We start from the raw sequence: 19,670 nt of genomic DNA, 5'->3' as shown, positions 1-19,670 counted from the left end.
CTGCGGTCGCAGTCGTGGTCAGGAAACGGGGGCGAGGGCGCGTCGTGCGCTCTCGATGGCGCCGAGCGCGACGGCGTCGGCTCCGAGGACGGCGGGGACGACGCGCAGCGCGATGCCCGACACCGGGGCATCGGTACCGAGCGTCCGCTCGATCGACGGCTCCAGGAGGTCCCAGGCGGCCGTGACCCCGCCGCCGACGATGGCGATCGGCAGGTCGAGGAGCGTCGCGGCACTGGCGCAGGCGAGAGCGAGCGCCCGTCCGGCGGCGTCGAACACGGCGCGGGCGTCGGCGTCGCCGGCCCGTGCGGCCTCCGCGACCTCCCTGGCATCGTTCACCGGACGACCGGTGCGCTCCTCGAACCGCCGGGCGATCGACGTCCCGGACGCCAGGGTCTCCAGGTGGCCGGTCTGCCCGCAGGTGCAGACGAGGTCGCTGTAACCGGGCGTGTGCCCGATCTCGCCGGCCGCGCCGTGGGGGCCGTGGTGCAGCTCCCCGCCGATGACCAGCGCGCCGCCGACGCCCGTGCCGAGCATCACACCGAGCACATCGGGAACGCTCGGACCCGCCGCGGCGGCTTCTCCGAGGAGGAAGGCGTTCACGTCGTTCTCGACCCGCACCGGGACGCCGACGCGCTGCGCCAGCTCCGGGCCGAGCGGGAAACCCGCCCAGTCTGCGAACAGGGCGGACGCGGCACGGATGGTGCCGCTCTCATGGTCGATGACGCCCGCGGCACCCACCCCCACCGCGGCGACGGCGACACCGGCCTCGGCCGCCAGCCGCGTGACGAGGTCGGCCGCCGCATCCGCCATGGCCGAGCCGCCGACGCTCGCGGGCGCCGGGACGCTTCCGCGTGCGAGGACGTCTCCGAAGGCGTCCACGACGAGGGCCGCGATCTTCGTGCCCCCGATGTCCACCCCCGCCAGCGCGAAGTCGGACCCGGGGCTCGTGGTCGTTCGTCGAGGGTCGTCCGTCTGCTGCCCGACCGCGCTCATCGTCCGCCCAGTCCGGCCATCGCGATGCCCTTGACCAGGTGCTTCTGCAGCACGATCACGAGCAGGGTGGTCGGGATCATCGAGATGATCGCGGCGGCCATCTGCAGGTCCCACCGGGTGCCGGTGAGACCGGCGAAGCTCGCCAGACCGACCGGCAGCGTGCCGTGCGCGTTGTAGTCGACCGTGACGATGAGGGGCCAGAGGTAGCTGTTCCAGAAGGACAGGAACGTGAAGACCGCGAGTACCGCGACCGCGGACTTCGACAGCGGCAGGATGATCTGCAGGAAGGACCGGACAGGGCCGGCGCCGTCGACACGGGCCGCCTCCTCCAGCTCGTAGGGGATGCCGCGGAAGAACTGCCGCATCAGGAACGTGCCGAAGGCGCCGAACGCGAAGGGCAGGATGAGCGCCTGATAGGTGTCGACCCAGTTGAACCACTGCATGACCTGGAACATGGGAATGACGAGCACCTCGGCGGGCACCATCAGCGTGGCCAGGAAGAGGACGAAGACCGCGTCGCGGCCCTTCCAGCGCAGGCGCCCGAACGCGTATCCGGCGGTCGTGGACACCACGAGCACGACCAGGGTGCCGCCGATCGCCACGATGAACGAGTTCATGATGTACGTGAGGAACGGTCCGTAGGCGAAGACGTCGACGAAGTTGCTCCAGCGGAGCTCGGAGCCCACGAGCGTCGGCGGCATCGAGAACATCTCGGAGTTCGGCTTGAGGGCCGAGAAGAACGCGTAGACGAGCGGCGCGATGAAGATGAGCGCCGCGACGTAGATGGTGACGTGCGCGAGGATCAGTCGGGCGCGCGCGCCCGGCGTGGTCGCCGCACCACGCGCCTTCTCCCGCTCGCGCTGACGCCGCGGGGCGGTGCCGGTGGGCCGGACGAGGGTCTCAGTGCTCATAGTGCACCCACTTCTTCTGTGCGGCGAACTGGATGCCCGTGATCGCGATGATGATCGCGAACAGGATCCACGCGGCGGCGGCGGCGAGTCCGAGATCGCCGAAGGTGAAGCCCTGCTCCCAGATGTACATCACGAGGGGCTTGGTGGCGTTGCCGGGGCCGCCTCCGGTGAGCATCTGCGGCTGGACGAAGACCTGGAGCGAGGTGATCATCGTCATGATCGTCGCGAAGAAGATCGACGGGGAGATCATCGGGATGATGATGCTCCACACACGCCGGATGCCCTGTGCGCCATCGATACTGGCCGCTTCCAGGACGCTCTCCGGGAGCTGCTCGAGGGCGGCGGAGAAGATCAGCATGTTGTAGCCGAGTCCCTGCCAGACGCTCATCACGACGACCATGATCATCGCCCAGTTGGGGTCGGCGAGGAAGTTCGGCAGCTCGATGCCGAACCAGGTGACCGAGAGGCCGTTGAAGAGCCCCTGCGGCTGCAGCATCATCTTCCACACCAGGACGTTCGCGACCATCGGGGTCACGACGGGGATGAAGAAGAGGACGCGCAGGGCACCGCGGCCGCGGATGCGGGGGCCGAGGCCGAGGGCGAGCACGAGCGAGAGAGCGACGCTCAACGGCACGTACAGCAGCGTGTACACCGCCGAGTTGCGCAGCGCGGGCCAGAAGTCCGGGCTGCTGGTGAACAGCTTGACGTAGTTGTCCACCCCGTTGAAGGTGCGTTCGCCGAAGGTCGGCCAGTCGAAGACGCTCATCACGATCGAGAGCCCCACGGGCACGATCGTGAACAGGGCGAGGCCCACCAGGGCTGGGCTTGCGAAACCCAGCGCCTGGCGGCCCTCGACCTTGGCGAGCGATCCTCGACGTCTCGTCGTGATCGTCATCTCGTTGTCTTTCTCTGTTACTGCTGTGCGGGCCGGATCCGGCTCACTCGCCGAACTGCGCCTGGGCGTTCGACAGCAGCTCCTCCATCGTCATCTGGCCGTTGTAGACGCTGACGAGGTTGGGCTGGATGTAGCTGTCGAGCTTCTGCCAGTTCTTGGTCATGTACAGCGGCACCGTGTCGCCGAACGCGGCCTCGAACACCGACTGGACCTGGTCGCGGTACTGCTCGTCGATCGACTCGAAGTACAGCGGCTGCGACGAGATGCGGGCCGGGTAGGAGCGGCCGGACGACGCGATGTAGTCCTGCGCGTCCTCGCCGACGAGGGAGCCGAGCACCTTCAGCGCGGCCTCCGGGTTCTTGCAGTTCTCGGCGATGCCGTAGCCGGAGCCGAGGATGGGACCGGGGTTGCCGTCCACGCCCGCGGGCAGCGGCACCATGCCGGCGGCGAAGCCGGACTCGTTGTTGAGGTAGCTGACGGCGTTCCAGGTGCCGTCGACGGCCATGGCCGCGTTGCCACCCGTGTACTGGTTCTCGCCCCAGCCGGTGTCGGAGGCGGAGGCGACCGGAGCCGCGACCTTCTTCTCCGTGACCAGGCCGGCGTACCAGGACGCGGCGTCGACGAAGTCCTCGTCGTCGATGTGCAGCGTGCCGTCCTCGGAGGCGGGCTGCGTGGCGGAGTACGCGATCGGCATCGACATCCACTGGTAGCCGCCCATGCCCATGCCGAAGCCGTACTTGCCGTCCTTCGTGGCGTCGGCGGCGATCGTGTCGAAGTCGTCGAACGTCCAGCCGATCTCCGGCGTGGCGGCACCGGCGGCGCTGAGCATGTCCTGGTTGTAGTAGACGAGCATCGTGGCGACGTCGAACGGCACGCCGTAGACCTTGCCCTCGAAGCTGAGGATGCCGTCGGCGCTCGGGTTGAACTCCGACCAGTCGATGCCCGCGGTCTTGAGATCCTCGTCGCTGAGCTCGCGGAAGCCGGCCGTGTAGCCGCCGAGCTGCGCGCCGCTCATGCCGGTGATGCACGCCATGTTGCCGCTGGCCATGTTGGTCGTGAGCTTGGTGAAGAAGTCGCTCCACGGCGACGTCTGCAGCTTGATCTTGATGTCCGGGTTCTGCTTCTGCGCGAACTCGATCTGCGCCTCCAGCGCATCGACGTCCGACTCGCTGCCGGCCCACATGTCCACCACGATGGTGTCGCCGTCGGCCGAGCCCCCGGATCCCCCGCTGCTCGCACAGCCGGTCATCGCCACGGCCACGCCCGCGACAGCGGCGACAGCCCCCACACGCAACTTCTTCATTGAATGCCTCCTGAGAAGGGATAGGTTATTTCGAGACTCGAACTAACCAATTAGGATTTCGTATGAAGTTACGCTGTCATAGTTCGCAAGGTGCCGCAAGCTGAACATCCGATGTTTATAGGGTGGTGATAATTCGTCACTCGCCTGAAACACGCGGCACCCCCGCTACGCTGACGATGCCTCGAGACGAAGGGCCTCCATGACGAACCCCGCCGACACCACCGTCGACGACCCGCACACGCGGCGCATCCTCGACTTCGTCGCCCGCGGACAGGCGCGCTCCCGCTCCGAACTCGCCTCCGCCCTCGGCGTGGCCGCGTCGACGGTCGGCCTGCGCGTACAGGCGCTCCTCGATGCCGGCGTGCTGGAGGAGGCGGGGGCCGGCACCTCCCGCGGCGGACGACGGCCGCGCGTGCTGCGGATCGCCGGCGACGGCATCGTGCTGTCCGCCGATCTCGGCGGACGCCATGCCCGCATCGGACGGCACGACCTCAGCGGCGGCCTGCTCCACTCGGAGACCATCGCGATCGACGTCGCGGACGGCCCGGAAGCGACGCTGGAGAGAGTGTCGGAGGTCTTCGAGCGCCTGCTCGCCGAGACACGGGTCCACGCGATCGGCGTGAGCCTGCCCGGCCCCGTCGACGTCGCGACCGGCTCCGTGGATCAGCCCTCGCGGATGCCGGGGTGGCCCGGATTCCGCGTCGGCGAGCACCTCGCGGAGCGCCACGGCGTCCCCGTCGTCGTCGACAACGACGCCAACCTCGCCGCCCTCGGCGAGCACCGTCGCCAGCTTGGGCACACCCAGCACAGCATCACCGTCAAGGCGGGCACCGCGATCGGCAGCGGGATCATCGTGGACGGGCACATCCATCGGGGAGCGACCGCCGCAGCCGGCGACATCACGCACACGCGGATCGACGGCAGCGGCGACATCCCCTGCTCCTGCGGCAACACCGGCTGCCTGGAGACCGTGGCCAGCGGCGCGAGCCTCGTCCGCCAGATGCGCGAGCGCGGCAACACCGACGTGCGCACCACGGCCGACGTGCTGACACTGGCACGGGACGCGGACCCGCTGGCGACGACGCTCGTCCGCACCGCGGGGACCCACCTGGGTCAGGCACTGTCCGGCGTCGTGAACTTCTTCAACCCGCACGCCCTGTTCCTCACCGGGAGCATGAGCGCCTCCGAGCCGTTCATCGCCGCGGTGCGCAGCCGGGTCTACGAGGCGTGCCACCCGCTCGCGACCCAGCGTCTGCGGATCGAGGCCGCGGCCACCGGCGCGGACGCGATCCTGCACGGCGCCGCCCGCCTCGCGCTCGAGGGCATGGACATCCCGGTGGCGACGGCCTGAGCCGCCGCCACCGTCAGCCTCACTCCCCCGTGAGGCGCAGTTCGATGACCGGCATCAGCACGTCGGGACGCCGTACCGGAAGATGCACCGTGAGCGTCCCCTCGGCCTCGCCCGCCGGCGTCATCAGGTCGGCCTGCTGGTCCGGGTCGCTGACGCTCGTACGCAGCCAGGAGCCGTCGTTCAGCAGCCGCGCATACGAGACCTTGCCCGCAAGACCGGGCAGATGCACGAAGCCCAGCGGCCAGCTGAACAGGCTCAGGTAGAGCCGGTCGCCGCGGAGCGTGTACACGCCCTCACGGGGCGGCGTGAACGGCGCGTGACCGGCCCCGATCACTGCGCGGTCGTGCAGGCGCATCCACTCCCCGATCTCGGCGAGGGTCTCCGCATCCCGGGGCGCGATCGCGCCACGCCCGTCCGGGCCGATGTTCAGGAGCATGTTGCCGCCCATCGACACCGAGTCGACGAGCATCTGCGCGAGCAGCACCGGCGACTTCTGGTCGGTGTTGTCCCGGTGGTACCCCCAGGAGCCGTTGAGCGTCTGGCATGCCTCCCACACGAGGGGCACGCCGTCGCGGACGATGGGAGCCGTCGGCTGATACTGCTCGGGCGTCACGAAGTCCGCGGGGATGCCGAGCCGGTCGTTGACGAGCATCTCCGGCTGCAGCTCCCGACACAGCGCGAGCAGCGCGTCGGCGTCCCAGTCCTGCGGCCCCTTCCCTTCCCAGCCGTCCTTGGACTCCGGGTAGGTGAAGTCGAAGAACAGGTAGTCGATGTCGCCGTACCCGGTGAGCAGCTCGCGGACCTGACCGTGCAGGTACTCACGGTAGCGGGCCATGTCGCGCCCCTCGTTCAGGGCGTGCGCGTTCTCGTCGTCGCGTCGCGGGTGGTTCCAGTCCACCGTGAAGTCGGGGTGATGCCAGTCGATGACCGAGTGGTAGAGGCCGACCCGGATCCCCTCGGCACGGAGGGCGTCGACGTACTCGCGCACCAGGTCGCGCCCGACCGCCGCGACGGAGGTGAAGTCGGTCAGCTTCGAGTCCCAGAGGCAGAAGCCGTCGTGGTGCTTCGTCGTGAGCACGACGTAGCCCATCCCCGTCTCCTTGGCGGTCTTCGCCAGGGCCGCGGCATCGAAGAGGTCGGGATCGAAGTTGTCGAAGTACGGCCGGTACTCCTCGTCGGTGAGGCGTTCGTAGTTCTGCACCCACTCGTGCCGCGCGGCCCCGCTGTAGAGGCCGAGGTGGACGAACATGCCGAAGCGGGCGTCATCAAACCATTCCTGTCGCATGCGTCCATCCTGGCACAGACATCGGATGTCTGCGCCGCTGAATGGCGTGCGGAACGCCGAACGGGCGCCCCCGGAGGGACGCCCGTTCGTTCGCGAGTCGAATCAGCGCGCGGCGCTGCCGTCGACGTAGTCCTCGTCCTGCTGCTTCCACGCGAAGAGCGAACGCAGCTCCTTGCCGGTCGCCTCGATCGGGTGCTGCTCCTCCTTGGCGCGGAGGGCGAGGAACTCCTCGGCCCCGTTGTCCTGGTCCTCGATGAAGCGCTTCGCGAACGCGCCGGACTGGATGTCGGACAGGACGCCCTTCATGCTCTCCTTGACGCGCTCGTCGATCACGCGCGGGCCGGACACGTAGTCGCCGAACTCGGCGGTGTCGGAGATCGACCAGCGCTGCTTGGCGATGCCGCCCTCCCACATGAGGTCGACGATGAGCTTGAGCTCGTGCAGCACCTCGAAGTAGGCGATCTGCGGCTGGTAGCCCGCCTCGACGAGGGTCTCGAAGCCGGCCTGCACCAGGTGGCTCATGCCACCGCAGAGCACGGCCTGCTCGCCGAAGAGGTCGGTCTCGGTCTCCTCGGTGAAGGTCGTCTTGATGACGCCGGCACGGGTGCCGCCGATGGCCTTCGCGTACGACAGCGCGAGGTCCCAGGCCTGGCCGGAGGCGTCACGCTCGACGGCGATGATGTCGGGGATGCCGCGGCCGGCGACGAACTCGCGACGCACGGTGTGGCCGGGAGCCTTCGGCGCGACGAGGATCACGTCGACGCCCTCGGGCGCGTCGATGTAGCCGAAGCGGATGTTGAAGCCGTGCGCGAAGGCCAGGGTCTTGCCCGCCGTCAGGTTCGGGGCGATGGACTCGCTGTAGATCGTGCGCTGGTGCTGGTCCGGCGCGAGGATCATGATGACGTCGGCCCACTCGGTCGCCTCGGCGACGGTCTTCACGGGGAAGCCGGCCTCCTCGGCCTTCGCGGCGGACTTCGAGCCCTCCTTGAGGGCGATCGCCACCTCGACACCCGAGTCGCGCAGGTTCTGGGCGTGGGCGTGGCCCTGCGAGCCGTAGCCGACGATCGCGACCTTCTTGCCCTGGATCAGGGACAGGTCGGCGTCGTCGTCGTAGAAGATCTCGGTGCTCACTGGTTTCTCTCCTTGGTTGTGGTTGTGCGGGACGCGCGGTCCCAGAGTCTGTCGAAGGGTCAGCCGCGCAGGACGCGCTCGGTGATGCTCTTGCCGCCGCGGCCGATCGCGAGGAGGCCGGACTGGGCGATCTCCTTGATGCCGAAGGGCTCCAGAGCGCGCAGCAGCGCCTCGACCTTGCCCTTGTCGCCGGTGACCTCGATGACGAGGGCGTCGGCGGCGTAGTCGACGACCGACGCGCGGAAGAGGTTGACGACCTCGATCACGTTCGAGCGGCTGGCGTTGTCCGTGCGCACCTTCACGAGCATGTGCTCGCGCTGCACGGACGACGCCGGGTCGAGCTCGACGATCTTGATGACGTTGATCAGCTTGTTGAGCTGCTTGGTCACCTGCTCGAGCGGCAGTTCCTCCACATCGACGACGACCGTGATGCGGGAGATCCCCGGCACCTCGGTCACGCCGACGGCGAGGGAGTCGATGTTGAAGCCGCGGCGCGCGAACAGGCCGGCGACGCGGGTCAGAAGGCCGGGGGTGTTCTCCACCAGCAGGCTCAGGACGTGGGTCGACATGGCTCAGTCCTCCTCGTCGAACGCGGGCGCGTGGTCGCGCGCGTACTGGACATAGCTGTTGCTGACCCCCTGCGGCACCATCGGCCACACCATGGAGTCGGCGCTCACCACGAAGTCGATCACCACGGGGCGGTCGTTCGTCTCCAGCGCGAGCTGGATGGCGGCGTCGACCTCCTCCTCCTTCTCCACGCGGATCGCGAGGCAGCCGTACGCCTCCGCGAGCTTCACGAAGTCGGGGATGCGGATCGTGCCGTGTCCGGTGTTCAGGTCGGTGTTGGAGTGGCGGCCGTCGTAGAACAGCGTCTGCCACTGCCGGACCATGCCCAGCGACGAGTTGTTGATGATCGCGACCTTGATCGGGATGTTGTTGATCGCGCAGGTGGCGAGCTCCTGATTGGTCATCTGGAAGCAGCCGTCGCCGTCGATCGCCCAGACCTGGCGCTCCGGCTCGGCGACCTTCGCTCCCATGGCCGCCGGCACCGAGTAGCCCATCGTGCCCGCACCGCCGGAGTTCAGCCAGGCGTTCGGACGCTCGTACTTGATGAACTGCGCGGCCCACATCTGGTGCTGCCCCACACCGGAGGCGAAGATGCCCTCCGGTCCGGTCAGCTCGCCGATGCGCTGGATCACGTACTGGGGCGCGAGCAGGCCGTCGGTCGTCGGCGCGTACCCGAGGGGGAACTCGTTCCGGAGGCCGTCGAGGTACGACCACCACTCCTCGATGTCGGGCTTTGTGTCTGCCGTCGCTCCGCGGAAGGCCGCGTCGAGATCGGTGAGCACGTCGCGCACGTCTCCGACGATCGGCACGTCGGCCGTGCGGATCTTGGAGATCTCCGCCGGGTCGATATCGACGTGCACCACCTTCGCGTGCGGCGCGAACAGTGCCGCCTTGCCCGTGACGCGGTCGTCGAACCGTGCGCCCAGCGAGACGAGGAGGTCGGCCTCCTGCAGCGCCAGCACGGCGGGGACCGTGCCGTGCATACCCGGCATTCCCAGGTGCTGCGGATGCGAGTCGGGGAAAGCACCTCGCGCCATCAGCGTCGTGACGACGGGCGCACCGGTCGACTCGGCCAGTTCGAGCAGCTCGGCCGCGGCCCGGCCGCGGACGACACCGCCGCCCACGTACAGCACCGGCTTCTTCGCCTCCGCGAGGAGCGCGGCCGCCGCCTGGATCTGCTTGCCGTGCGCCTTCGTCACCGGGCGGTACCCGGGGAGCTCGATCTTCGGCGGCCACACGAAGGGCGCGGTCGCCTGCTGCGCATCCTTGGTGATGTCCACCAGCACCGGACCGGGGCGACCAGTGCCGGCGATCTCATAGGCCGCCGCGATGGCGCCGGGGATGTCCGCGGCGTCCTTCACGAGGAACGAGTGCTTCGTGATCGGCATCGTGATCCCCACGATGTCGGCCTCCTGGAACGCATCCGTGCCCATGAGCGTCGAGAACACCTGACCGGTGATCGCGAGCAGCGGCACCGAGTCCATGTAGGCGTCGGCGATCGCCGTGACGAGGTTGGTCGCCCCGGGGCCCGAGGTGGCGATGCACACGCCGACCTTGCCGGATGCGGAGGCGTATCCCTCGGCCGCGTGGCCCGCGCCCTGCTCGTGCCGCACGAGGATGTGACGCAGCTGCGACGCATCCATCAGCGGGTCGTAGACCGGGAGGATCGCTCCGCCGGGAAGGCCGAAGACATCCGTGACACCGAGAAGCTCGAGCGAGCGGACGACGGCCTCCGCACCGGTGATCTCCGGAGCGGATGGACGGGCGGGCGGCCTCGGCACGGCCGAGACGGAGTCAGCAGTCATGACTTTCCTTCTGATGAACTGTGCGGGACACCGGCGCTCCGATCGAGCGGTTCCTGAGCCGGTCGATGGATCAGCCGGTCGTCGCTCCCTCGGCGGCGGACCGCACGAGGCGCGAGTACTTGGCAAGAACGCCTCGGGTGTAGCGCGGGGGAAGCGGCTCCCAGCCAGAGCGGCGGGAGGCGAGCTCCGCCTCGTCGACGAGTAGGTCGAGAGAGCGAGCTGCGATATCGACCCGTATCAGATCACCATCGCGCACGAAGGCGATGGGACCTGCGTCCACCGCTTCGGGTGCTATATGTCCGATGCACAGGCCGGTTGTGCCGCCTGAGAATCGTCCGTCCGTCAAGAGTAGTACATCTTTTCCGAGCCCCGCGCCCTTGATGGCTGCGGTGATGGCGAGCATCTCGCGCATGCCCGGTCCGCCCTTGGGGCCCTCGTACCGGATGACGATGACCGTCCCCGGCTCGATGGTCCCCTCGGCGACCGCGTCCATGGCGGCGCGCTCGCGCTCGAAGACCCGCGCGGGACCCTCGAAGACGGCCGCGTCGAAGCCGGCGGTCTTGACCACGGCACCCTCCGGAGCGAGCGACCCGTGCAGGATCGTCAGGCCGCCGGTGGCGTGGATGGGGTTGTCGAACGTGTGGATGACCTCGCCGTCGATCGGCTGCGGGTCGAGCTCGGCGAGGTTCTCGGCGAGCGTCTTGCCGGTGACGGTGAGCGCGTCGCCGTGCAGCAGCCCTTCGTCGAGCATCGCCTTCATGATGACGGGGATGCCGCCGTGCCGGTCGACGTCGTTCATGACGTACTTGCCGAACGGCTTCATGTCGGCCACGTGCGGGACCTTGTCGCCGATGCGGTTGAAGTCGTGCAGGCTCAGCTCGACCTCGGCCTCCCGGGCGATCGCGAGGAGGTGGAGCACGACGTTGGTCGAGCCGCCGAGGGCCATCGCGAGAGCGATCGCGTTCTCGAACGCCTCCTTGGTCAGGATGTCGCGGGTCGTGATGCCCTGACGGAGCAGGTTCACGACGGCCTCGCCCGACCGGTGCGCGAAGTAGTCGCGGCGGCGGTCGGCAGCGGGCGGCGCGGCGGAGCCCGGCAGGCTGAGCCCGAGCGCCTCGGCGACGGAGGCCATCGTGTTGGCGGTGTACATGCCGCCGCACGCGCCCTCACCGGGAGCGATGGCGCACTCGATGCGCTTGAGGTCCTCCTCGCTCATGAGGCCGGCGCGGCAGGCGCCGACCGCCTCGAACGAGTCGATGATCGTGACGTCCTTCTCGGTGCCGTCGGAGAGCTTGACCCAGCCCGGCGCGATCGACCCGGCGTAGAGGAAGACGCTGGAGAGGTCGAGGCGCGCGCTGGCCATGAGCATGCCGGGGATCGACTTGTCGCAGCCCGCGAGCAGGACGGAGCCGTCGAGGCGCTCGGCCATCATCACGGTCTCGACCGAGTCGGCGATGACCTCGCGCGACACGAGCGAGAAGTGCATCCCCTCGTGGCCCATCGAGATGCCGTCCGAGACGGAGATGGTGCCGAACTGCAGCGGGTAGCCACCGCCGGAGTGCACGCCCTCCTTCGCCCCCTGCGCCAACCGGTCGAGGCTCAGGTTGCAGGGTGTGATCTCGTTCCAGCTGGACGCGATGCCGATCTGCGGCTTGTCCCAGTCGGCGTCCCCCATCCCGACCGCGCGGAGCATGCCGCGGGAGGTCGTGGCCTCGATGCCGTCGGTGACGACGCGACTGCGGGGCTTGATGTCGATGGGCGCGCTGGTGGAGGGATCATGCGAGGACATGACGAGAGTCTATTCCTGCGCGACGGCCCTCTCGTTCGCGAGCGTCTCCAGAAGCGCGGCGATCTGTTGTGGGGAGTCCACACGGAGGGTCGCGGCGCTCTCCCCCGGTCCGACGCGCACACCGAGGTCGCCCTCCTGCAGCACACGCATCGCATCCTCGTCGGTCACGTCGTCACCGGCGAAGAGGATGCCCGTCGCGTCGAAGCGCTCCCGAAGGGCGATCATCGCGGCGTCCTTGCCCTCGTTCCGCGACGAGAACTCCAGCACCCGATGGCCGGCGCGCCGGCGCCACTGCGGGAAGCGCTCGGCGACCAGGGCGTCGATCTCGGCGAAGACCCTCTCCTCCGTCTCCCGGTCCGCGCGACGGGTGTGCACGCCCATGCCGAAGGTCTTCGGCTCGAGCTCCGCGCCCTCGTAGCGGTCGATGATCGGCTGCGCGGCGGCCCACAGCTCCTCGCGCGCCCCGGGCTCGGTCGTGTCCCCCGGGGCGTCGGCGGCGCCCTCACCGGGGAACCAGTACTGCGCGCCGTGGGAGCCGGCGAGGACGACCACGGAGTCGTCGGTGTGCTCGGTGATCTCTCTGAGGTCGTGCATGCTGCGACCGGAGACGTAGGCGACGATCGTGTCGGGCATCGCCGCGAGACGGGCCATCTGCACGGCGACCTCCGGCAGCGCCCGCGCGGCCATCGGGTCCGCGACGAGCGGGGACGCGGTGCCGTCGAAGTCGAGGGCCACGACCAAGCGCGGCGTCGTCGCGAGGGCGGTGAGGTCGGCGTCGGCGGTTCCGGGGATCCAGGGGCGCGTCACGGTGTCTCCGATCGAGAAGAAGGGTGTGCAGGGAGTGCGGTCAGCGGCGGCGGACGTCGGCCAGAGCGTCGAGGAAGGATGACGACCAGGCGTTCACATCGTTGTCCAGCACCCGGCGACGGAGGGAGCGCATGCGCCGCGCCTGCTCGGCGGGGGACATCTCCACCGCCTCCATGATCGCGTCCTTGAGGCCCGCGATGTCGTGCGGATTGACGCGCACGGCCTGGCGGAGCTCGTCCGCCGCGCCGGTGAACTCGCTGAGCACGAGGACGCCGCGGTTGTCGGTCCGGGTGGCCACGTACTCCTTCGCCACCAGGTTCATGCCGTCACGCAGCGCTGTCACGAGCATGACGTCGGCCGCGAGGTACAGAGCGACCATCTCCTCGCGCGGGTACCCCTGGTGGAGGTAGCGGATGGCGGAGTGGCCGACCGTGTCGTGGTCGCCGTTGATGCGGGCCACCGCGAGCTCGATCTCGTCCCGGAGGTGCGCATAGGCGTCCACCCGCTCCCGGCTCGGGCTCGCCACCTGGATGAGGGTGACGTCCTCCACGTCCAGGCGGCCGTCTTCGAGGAGCTCGCCGTATGCCTTGATCCGGTGCCCGATGCCCTTGGTGTAGTCCAGGCGGTCGACGCCGAGGAGGATGCGCTTGGGGTTGCCGAGGCTGGCGCGGATCTCCGCGGCCCGCGCCCTGACGTCTTCGCGGGCGGCGAGTTCGAGGTACGGGGCGGTGTCGATGGAGATCGGGAAGGCCTTGGCGATGGCCGTCCGCGAGCCCCCCTCATCCGGGACCGCGATGCTCGACCCCTTCACCTCGTAGCGCAGCCGGCGCCGGACCGCGGTGAGGAAGTAGGTCGCGTCCTGCGCCCGCTGGAAGCCGATGACGTCGGCGCCGAGGAGTCCGCGCAGCACCTGGTCCCGCCAGGGAAGCTGGGCATAGAGGCCGTGGGCCGGGAAGGGGATGTGGTGGAAGTAGCCGATGGTGACGTCGGGGCGCAGCTCGCGGACCATCTGCGGCACCAGCTGGAGTTGATAGTCGTGCACCCAGACGGTGCCGTCCTGCGCCGCCGCGGCCGCTGCCGCCTCCGCGAAGCGACGGTTCACCCGCACGTAGGCGTCCCACCACTCGCGGTGATACTGCGGCGGCGCGATGACGTCGTGGTACAGCGGCCAGATCGTGTCGTTGGCGAAGCCCTCGTAGTAGTCGGCGACCTCGTCGGAGCTCAACGCCACCGGGATCAGGTGGATGCCGTCGGCGTCGAAGGCCTCGAGCTCCACGTCGGGCTGGCCCGGCCAGCCGACCCAGGCACCGTGTACACGGCGCATCATGGGCTCGAGCGCGGCGACGAGGCCGCCGGGCGACGTCCGCCAGGTCTCCTCGCCGTCGGGGCCCACGACCCGGTCCACCGGGAGGCGGTTGGCGACGACGACGAAATCAGCAGCGGTCACAGGGGCACTCCTCGGTCCAGTAGCTTCCAACTTATCGAGGATGCGCGCCGACCGCCGGTCCTCCCTCAGGCCTTGACAGCGGACGCCGCGCGGTGCACACCGCTGAGAGCCCAGTTCCCGAGGCCCGCCGCGAACGCGATGCCGGCCGCGATCATCGGGAGGACGAGCGCAGCGGAGGTGCCGAGGCTCTCCGCGATCTCCCCCGCCACCGCGGCGCCGATCGACTGACCGACGATCACGCCGGAGCCGAGCATCGTCATCACCGTCGCCGACCGGCCACGGGGGCTTCGAGCGGCTCCGAAGCTGTACTGGGTGACGAGGGTCGGACCGATGCCGATGCCCATGATGGCCAGGGCCAGCATCATGCCCCCCGGGGAGTCGACGATGCCGAGGAGCAGCGATCCGGCGAGCAGGATCCCCGAGAACACGAGCCAGCGCGCGCGCAGGGAGAACCGGACGGGGAGCCAGGCGACGCCGAGGGCGAGCACCGCGGAGCCGACGCCCATCACGCCGTACAGCAGCCCCGCCTGCTCCGGGGCTCCGAGGTCGGCCATGAACGAGGTGAGCGAAGTGAGCATGGTGCCGAAGAAGATCCCGACGCCGAGGATGCCGAGGACGACGATGAGGAGCTGCGGACGGAACAGCTCGGACACGGCGGACGGTGCCCGACCGTCGTCGGTGCGGTCCTGGGAGACGTGCCGCCCGCTCGGGTGCAGGGCGAAGGCTCCGACGAACACCAGGGTCAGCGCGGCGGCCCCGACCAGCGGGGCCCACGGCGCGAGCGCCGAGGCGAGCACACCCACGAGGAAGGGCCCGAAGACGAAGACGGTCTCGTCCGCGGCCGACTCGTACGCCATCGTGCCGGAGACGGTGCGCGCGCGGCGCTCCGCGGGCATCCGCTCGCCGATGATCGTCACCAGCCGGGAGCGCGAGAGCGGCGCCACCTGGGGCGCGGTCGCGCCGATGCCGATCGCGGCGAGGAGCACGAACCCGTCAGCGGCCGGGCCGTAGACGACCGCCGTGAAGAGCAGGAGCATCGCCGCGTTGCCCACGGCGAGCGCGAGGAGGACCGTGCGCTGACCGAAGCGGTCGGCGGCGGCGCCCAGGAGCGGTCCGAAGCAGGCGGTACCGAGACCGACCGCAGCCGAAGTGAGTCCCCCGAGGGAGAGCGACCCCCGCGCCGACACGACGACGGTGAGGACGCCGACCACCATCATGGCGAACGGCAGTCGCGCGATGAACGCGATGAGGAAGTACGGCAGGCCGGCGAGGCGGAAGAGGCTCGGCTCGGCGGTGTCAGGCGTGGTGCTGATGTGTGTCATGGCTCTCGCGCGTCGATGACGCGTGTCGGGTGCCGCCGCTGTCCGCCGGAGACGCCGACGGCCGGTAGATACACGGTTTCTGCGGCCGCGGGTGAACCGCGACCCTCCCATGATATCCGGTGGCCCTGGACGGACGCCCTGCCAGCCTCTCCCCCGGCTTGTCAAGGCTCCGGCCCCCGCGCCCCGGCTGCGGGTACCGTAGGGGCATGCGCTACCTCTTCAGCACCGGACTCGTCGCCGCGATCTCGGCTGGGATCTCGCTGCTGCGCGGCACCCGCAATGAACCCATCACCTGGCGCTCGCTCCTGTCGTGGGTGAGCTGGGGCATCACGATGGCGCTCGCGGTCGGCGCGGTCGTCGACATGCGCCGCGAACGCCACGGCGTGCCGGTGGACGCCGACTCCCCGCAGTCGGTGAAGAAGTCCAAGAAGGCGCAGCGTCTGCAGTTCCGTTCGCAGAAGGCCCTCGCCGATGCGCAGGGGCACGCCCAGGACAAGCGGTCCTGACGCACCCCCGCGCCTCCCGCGTCAACGGGTGAGGATCAGCGCCTCGCCCTGACCGCCGCCGCCGCACAGGCCGACCGCCGCGGTTCCGCCACCCCGGCGGGCCAGCTCATGCGCGACGTGCACCACGAGACGGTTGCCGGAGGCGCCGATCGGATGACCGATCGCGATGCCGCCGCCGTGCACGTTGACGATGTCGCCGTGCAGCCCGAGCTCGGTCTGCGAGCGGGCGACCACGGCCCCGAACGCCTCGTTGATCTCCACGAGATCGAGGTCCTGCGTGGTGATCCCCTGTTTCCGGCACGCCTGCTCGATCGCCCGCGCCGGCTGCGCCTGGAGCGAGTTGTCCGGGCCGGCGGTCTGGCCGCTCGCCCCGACGGTCACGAGCACCGGCCAGCCTTTGGCCTCGGCCGTCCCGCGCGTCGTGACGACCACCGCGGAGGCGCCGTCCGAGATCTGGGACGAGTTGCCTGCGGTGATCGACCCGCCCTCGGCGAAGGCGGCACGCAGTCCCGCGAGGGTCTCCACCGTGGTCTCGGGGCGCACCCCCTCGTCTCGGGTCACCCGCACGGGCTCGCCCCGGCGCTGCGGCACCTCGACGGCGACGATCTCCGCGTCCAGCACCCCGCTCTCCTGGGCGGCGGCGGCCCGCTGATGCGAGAGCGCCGCCACCTGGTCCTGCATCTCTCTGGTGAGCTCGTATCGCGCGTTGTGCCGTTCCGTCGACGCGCCCATGCTCTCCCGGTCGTAGGCGTCCGTCAGCCCGTCGTAGGCCATGTGGTCGAGGACCTCGACGGTGCCGTAGGTCCAGCCGTCGCGCGATCCCATGAGCAGGTGCGGCGCGCGGGTCATGGACTCCATGCCGGCGGCGACGACCACCTCGGCGTCCCCGGTCCGGATCATGCGCGCCGCGTCGATCACCGCGGTGAGCCCGGACAGACATACCTTGTTCACGGAGTGCGCGGGCACGTCCCAGCCGATCCCTGCGCCGATCGCCGCCTGACGGGCGGCGTTCTGCCCGGATCCGGCGGCGAGCACCTGTCCCACGATCACCGCGTCGACGTCTGCCGGATCCACTCCCCCCTGCTCCAGGGCGCCGCGGATCGCGAACGATCCGAGCTGCGGCGCGGTGAAGGCGGCGAGCTGTCCTTTCAGCCGGCCCTGCGGGGTGCGCGCCGCGGCGACGATGACGACATCGTTCTCACTCATTGCTCGGTCCTTCCGTTCTCCAGTTCCGGGGCGAGGCGGAGGGGCGGCTCCGTGGCCTCCCGTACCTGCTGCACCGTGACATCGGGCGCGACCTCGACCAGCACGAGGCCCTCCCGCGTCACGTCGATCACCGCGAGGTCCGTGATGATCCGGTCCACGACGCCGCGACCGGTCAGCGGCAGCGTGCAGGCGTCGACGATCTTCGCCGAGCCGTCCTTGGCGACGTGCTCCATCAGCACGATCACCCGTCCGGCGCCGTGCACGAGGTCCATGGCGCCCCCGGGGCCCTTGACCATCTTCCCCGGGATCATCCAGTTCGCGAGGTCGCCGGAGGCGGAGACCTGCATCGCCCCGAGGATGGCGGCATCGATCTTCCCGCCGCGGATCATGCCGAAGCTGAGGGCGGAGTCGAAGAACGCCGCTCCGGGGAGCGTGGTCACCGTCTCCTTCCCCGCGTTGATGAGATCCGGGTCGACCTCGTCCTCCCGCGGGTAGGGCCCGACCCCGAGGATGCCGTTCTCCGACTGCAGCACCACGGTCACGTCGGACGGGACGTGGTTCGGGACGAGCGTAGGCAGGCCGATGCCGAGGTTCACGTACGCGCCGTCCGGGAGCTCGACCGCAGCGCGCGCGGCCATCTGATCTCTGGTGAGCGCCATGTCAGGCTCCTTCCGCGGCGACGGTCCGCCGCTCGATGCGCTGGGGGATGTCCTCGCCGACCTCGACGATCCGGTGCACGAAGACCCCGGGCAGGTGGATCGTGTCCGGATCCAGCTCCCCCGGTTCCACGAGCCGCTCCACCTGCGCGATACACACGCGTCCGGCCATCGCGGCGAGCGGGTTGAAGTTCCGGGCTGCCTTCCGGAACACGAGGTTGCCGTGCCGGTCGCCGCGCGCCGCATGCACCAGGGCGAAGTCGGTGGTGATGGCCTCCTCCAGCACGAACTCGCGGGGCTCGCCGTGCACCGCGAACGTGCGCACGTCCTTGGGCGGTGAGCCCACCGCGATCGATCCGTCGGGGTGATACCGGCGAGGCAGGCCCCCGTCGGCCACCTGGGTGCCCACGCCCGTCTGGGTGTAGAACGCGGCGATCCCGGATCCTCCCGCTCGCAGCTTCTCGGCGAGCGTGCCCTGCGGCGTCAGCTCCAGCTCGAGCTCCCCGGACAGGAACTGCCGCTCGAACTCCTTGTTCTCCCCCACGTACGACGAGGTCATCTTGCGGATGCGCTGCGCGGCGAGCAGCACGCCGAGCCCCCAGTCGTCCACCCCGCAGTTGTTGCTCACCACGCTCAGGTCGGTCGTGCCCTGCGCGAGGAGCGCTTCGATGAGCGCGATCGGGTTCCCGGAGAGCCCGAAGCCTCCGACGGCGAGCGAAGCGCCGTTCGGGATGTCGGCGACGGCGGCCTCCGCGGATTCCCACTGCTTGTCGATCACGTCTGCTCCTTCGGTTCCGTGTCCCCACCAGCCTCCCGCCCCGGCGGAGTCACGGCCAGCACCCTCTTGCGATGTGGACTCCCGCGCCACTAGCGTCCACGATGTGGACACTGCGACGAACCCCGTCCCCGGCACTCAGGCTGTCGCGCGGGCGGCGCGGCTCCTGCGACTGGTGACGGCCGCCGGCACCGACGGCGCCACCCTGCAGGAACTCGCGGGCAGCGCCGATCTCTCCCGCCCCACGACGCATCGCCTGCTCAGCGCCCTGCGCGTCGAGGGGCTCGTGGACCGGGACGGCGACAGCAGCCGCTGGATGCCGGGACCCGAGCTCTTCCTCATGGGATCCGTGGCCGCCGCTCGATACGACGTGACGGCCCTGGCCCGGGACATCGTGCGGTCGCTCGCCGTGAAGACCGAGGAGAGCGCCTTCTTCTCCGTCCGACGCGCGGACGAGACGGTCTGCCTGCTGCGCGAGGAGGGCTCGTTCCCCATCCGCTCCTTCGTGCTGAGCGAGGGGGTGCGCTTCCCGCTCGGAGTGGCGAGCGCCGGCCTCGCGATCCTCGCGTTCCTCCCCGACCATGATGTGGACGCCTATCTGGAGCGCCATCCTGAGCTCGTCGAGAACTGGGGACGTGCTCATGGCGAGCGCCCGCTGCGGAAGCGCCTCGCCGAGACGAAGGAACGCGGGTTCGCCGTCAACCCCGGCCTGATCGTCGAGGGGAGCTGGGGCCTCGGCGCGGCGGTGTTCGACCGTGCAGGGCGCCCGGAATGGGCGCTCAGCCTCACCGGCGTCGCCTTCCGCTTCGGCCCGGAGCGTCAAGCCGAGCTGGGCCGGACCCTCCTCGCCCACGCCCATCAGCTCTCGGCGAGGATCACCCGCGCCCGGCGGTAACCTCGATACATATCAGTAGGTATATA

General features: G+C 69.8%; 18 protein-coding genes. 3 read left to right on the top strand and 15 right to left on the bottom strand.

Translation table 11 applies throughout. From position 1 onward, the window contains the following. Positions 1 to 18 precede the first annotated feature (18 nt). The 4 genes from RI211_RS07595 to RI211_RS07580 are packed head-to-tail and all read right to left on the bottom strand — an operon-like array spanning position 19 to position 4,102. Positions 19 to 993: an ROK family protein gene (locus RI211_RS07595; RefSeq protein ID WP_315636970.1), complete on the bottom strand. Its 975-nt coding sequence runs from the start codon at positions 991 to 993 to the stop codon at positions 19 to 21. Beyond that, entirely contained in the window at positions 990 to 1,904 is a 915-nt protein-coding gene (locus tag RI211_RS07590) for a carbohydrate ABC transporter permease (protein ID WP_060920974.1), read from the bottom strand. Before RI211_RS07590 ends, RI211_RS07595 begins: the two co-directional genes overlap by 4 nt. Continuing rightward, complete coding sequence (locus RI211_RS07585) at positions 1,894 to 2,799, bottom strand: carbohydrate ABC transporter permease (protein WP_060920975.1); 906 nt, start codon at positions 2,797 to 2,799, stop codon at positions 1,894 to 1,896. The genes RI211_RS07590 and RI211_RS07585 overlap by 11 nt, the downstream gene beginning before the upstream one ends. A gap of 43 nt (positions 2,800 to 2,842) precedes the next feature. Next, positions 2,843 to 4,102, bottom strand: a complete 1,260-nt coding sequence (locus RI211_RS07580; protein ID WP_060920976.1) for an ABC transporter substrate-binding protein — start codon at positions 4,100 to 4,102, stop codon at positions 2,843 to 2,845. A gap of 199 nt (positions 4,103 to 4,301) precedes the next feature. On the opposite strand from RI211_RS07580, the gene RI211_RS07575 reads away from it, so the two are divergent. Continuing rightward, positions 4,302 to 5,453 (top strand): ROK family transcriptional regulator, encoded by a 1,152-nt coding sequence (locus RI211_RS07575; protein WP_268776411.1) that lies wholly within the window; start codon positions 4,302 to 4,304, stop codon positions 5,451 to 5,453. Positions 5,454 to 5,472: 19 nt separating this feature from the next. On the opposite strand, the gene RI211_RS07570 is transcribed toward RI211_RS07575, so the two are convergent. The 8 genes from RI211_RS07570 to RI211_RS07535 all read right to left on the bottom strand — a co-directional run bounded on the left by RI211_RS07570 (position 5,473) and on the right by RI211_RS07535 (position 15,606). Next, the gene (locus RI211_RS07570; RefSeq protein WP_315636972.1) at positions 5,473 to 6,738 is read right to left on the bottom strand and encodes an alpha-L-fucosidase; all 1,266 of its coding nucleotides are present in this window, start codon (positions 6,736 to 6,738) and stop codon (positions 5,473 to 5,475) included. A 102-nt stretch (positions 6,739 to 6,840) separates the two neighbouring features. Beyond that, a complete protein-coding gene (ilvC, locus tag RI211_RS07565) occupies positions 6,841 to 7,869 on the bottom strand; it encodes a ketol-acid reductoisomerase (protein ID WP_025103269.1) in 1,029 nt (342 codons plus the stop codon). A gap of 59 nt (positions 7,870 to 7,928) precedes the next feature. After that, positions 7,929 to 8,438, bottom strand: a complete 510-nt coding sequence (gene ilvN, locus RI211_RS07560; RefSeq protein ID WP_025103268.1) for an acetolactate synthase small subunit — start codon at positions 8,436 to 8,438, stop codon at positions 7,929 to 7,931. A gap of 3 nt (positions 8,439 to 8,441) precedes the next feature. Then, entirely contained in the window at positions 8,442 to 10,241 is a 1,800-nt protein-coding gene (locus RI211_RS07555; protein ID WP_259953916.1) for an acetolactate synthase large subunit, read from the bottom strand. Between the two features lie 70 nt (positions 10,242 to 10,311). Beyond that, a complete protein-coding gene (gene ilvD / locus RI211_RS07550) occupies positions 10,312 to 12,030 on the bottom strand; it encodes a dihydroxy-acid dehydratase (RefSeq protein ID WP_187663920.1) in 1,719 nt (572 codons plus the stop codon). 9 nt (positions 12,031 to 12,039) lie between these two features. Further along, positions 12,040 to 12,837, bottom strand: a complete 798-nt coding sequence (gene otsB, locus RI211_RS07545) for a trehalose-phosphatase (RefSeq protein WP_315636973.1) — start codon at positions 12,835 to 12,837, stop codon at positions 12,040 to 12,042. A 40-nt stretch (positions 12,838 to 12,877) separates the two neighbouring features. Continuing rightward, the gene (locus RI211_RS07540; RefSeq protein WP_187663918.1) at positions 12,878 to 14,284 is read right to left on the bottom strand and encodes an alpha,alpha-trehalose-phosphate synthase (UDP-forming); all 1,407 of its coding nucleotides are present in this window, start codon (positions 14,282 to 14,284) and stop codon (positions 12,878 to 12,880) included. Positions 14,285 to 14,349: 65 nt separating this feature from the next. Next, a complete protein-coding gene (locus RI211_RS07535; protein ID WP_315636974.1) occupies positions 14,350 to 15,606 on the bottom strand; it encodes an MFS transporter in 1,257 nt (418 codons plus the stop codon). A gap of 206 nt (positions 15,607 to 15,812) precedes the next feature. Between RI211_RS07535 and RI211_RS07530 the strand changes: the two genes are divergently transcribed. After that, a complete protein-coding gene (locus RI211_RS07530) occupies positions 15,813 to 16,112 on the top strand; it encodes a hypothetical protein (RefSeq protein WP_025103262.1) in 300 nt (99 codons plus the stop codon). Positions 16,113 to 16,133: 21 nt separating this feature from the next. Here RI211_RS07530 and RI211_RS07525 read toward each other — a convergent pair whose 3' ends face one another. The 3 genes from RI211_RS07525 to RI211_RS07515 are packed head-to-tail and all read right to left on the bottom strand — an operon-like array spanning position 16,134 to position 18,752. Continuing rightward, positions 16,134 to 17,318 (bottom strand): acetyl-CoA C-acetyltransferase, encoded by a 1,185-nt coding sequence (locus RI211_RS07525; RefSeq protein ID WP_315636976.1) that lies wholly within the window; start codon positions 17,316 to 17,318, stop codon positions 16,134 to 16,136. Further along, positions 17,315 to 17,977: a CoA transferase subunit B gene (locus RI211_RS07520; RefSeq protein WP_187663915.1), complete on the bottom strand. Its 663-nt coding sequence runs from the start codon at positions 17,975 to 17,977 to the stop codon at positions 17,315 to 17,317. The genes RI211_RS07525 and RI211_RS07520 overlap by 4 nt, the downstream gene beginning before the upstream one ends. Position 17,978: 1 nt before the next feature. After that, complete coding sequence (locus RI211_RS07515; protein ID WP_315636977.1) at positions 17,979 to 18,752, bottom strand: CoA transferase subunit A; 774 nt, start codon at positions 18,750 to 18,752, stop codon at positions 17,979 to 17,981. Positions 18,753 to 18,855: 103 nt separating this feature from the next. Between RI211_RS07515 and RI211_RS07510 the strand changes: the two genes are divergently transcribed. Further along, a complete protein-coding gene (locus RI211_RS07510) occupies positions 18,856 to 19,644 on the top strand; it encodes an IclR family transcriptional regulator (protein ID WP_315636978.1) in 789 nt (262 codons plus the stop codon). Positions 19,645 to 19,670 lie beyond the last annotated feature (26 nt).

This window comes from Microbacterium meiriae (assembly GCF_032364335.1).
Taxonomy (GTDB): Bacteria; Actinomycetota; Actinomycetes; order Actinomycetales; family Microbacteriaceae; genus Microbacterium; species Microbacterium meiriae.
This window is presented reverse-complemented; position numbering and strand designations above follow the sequence as displayed.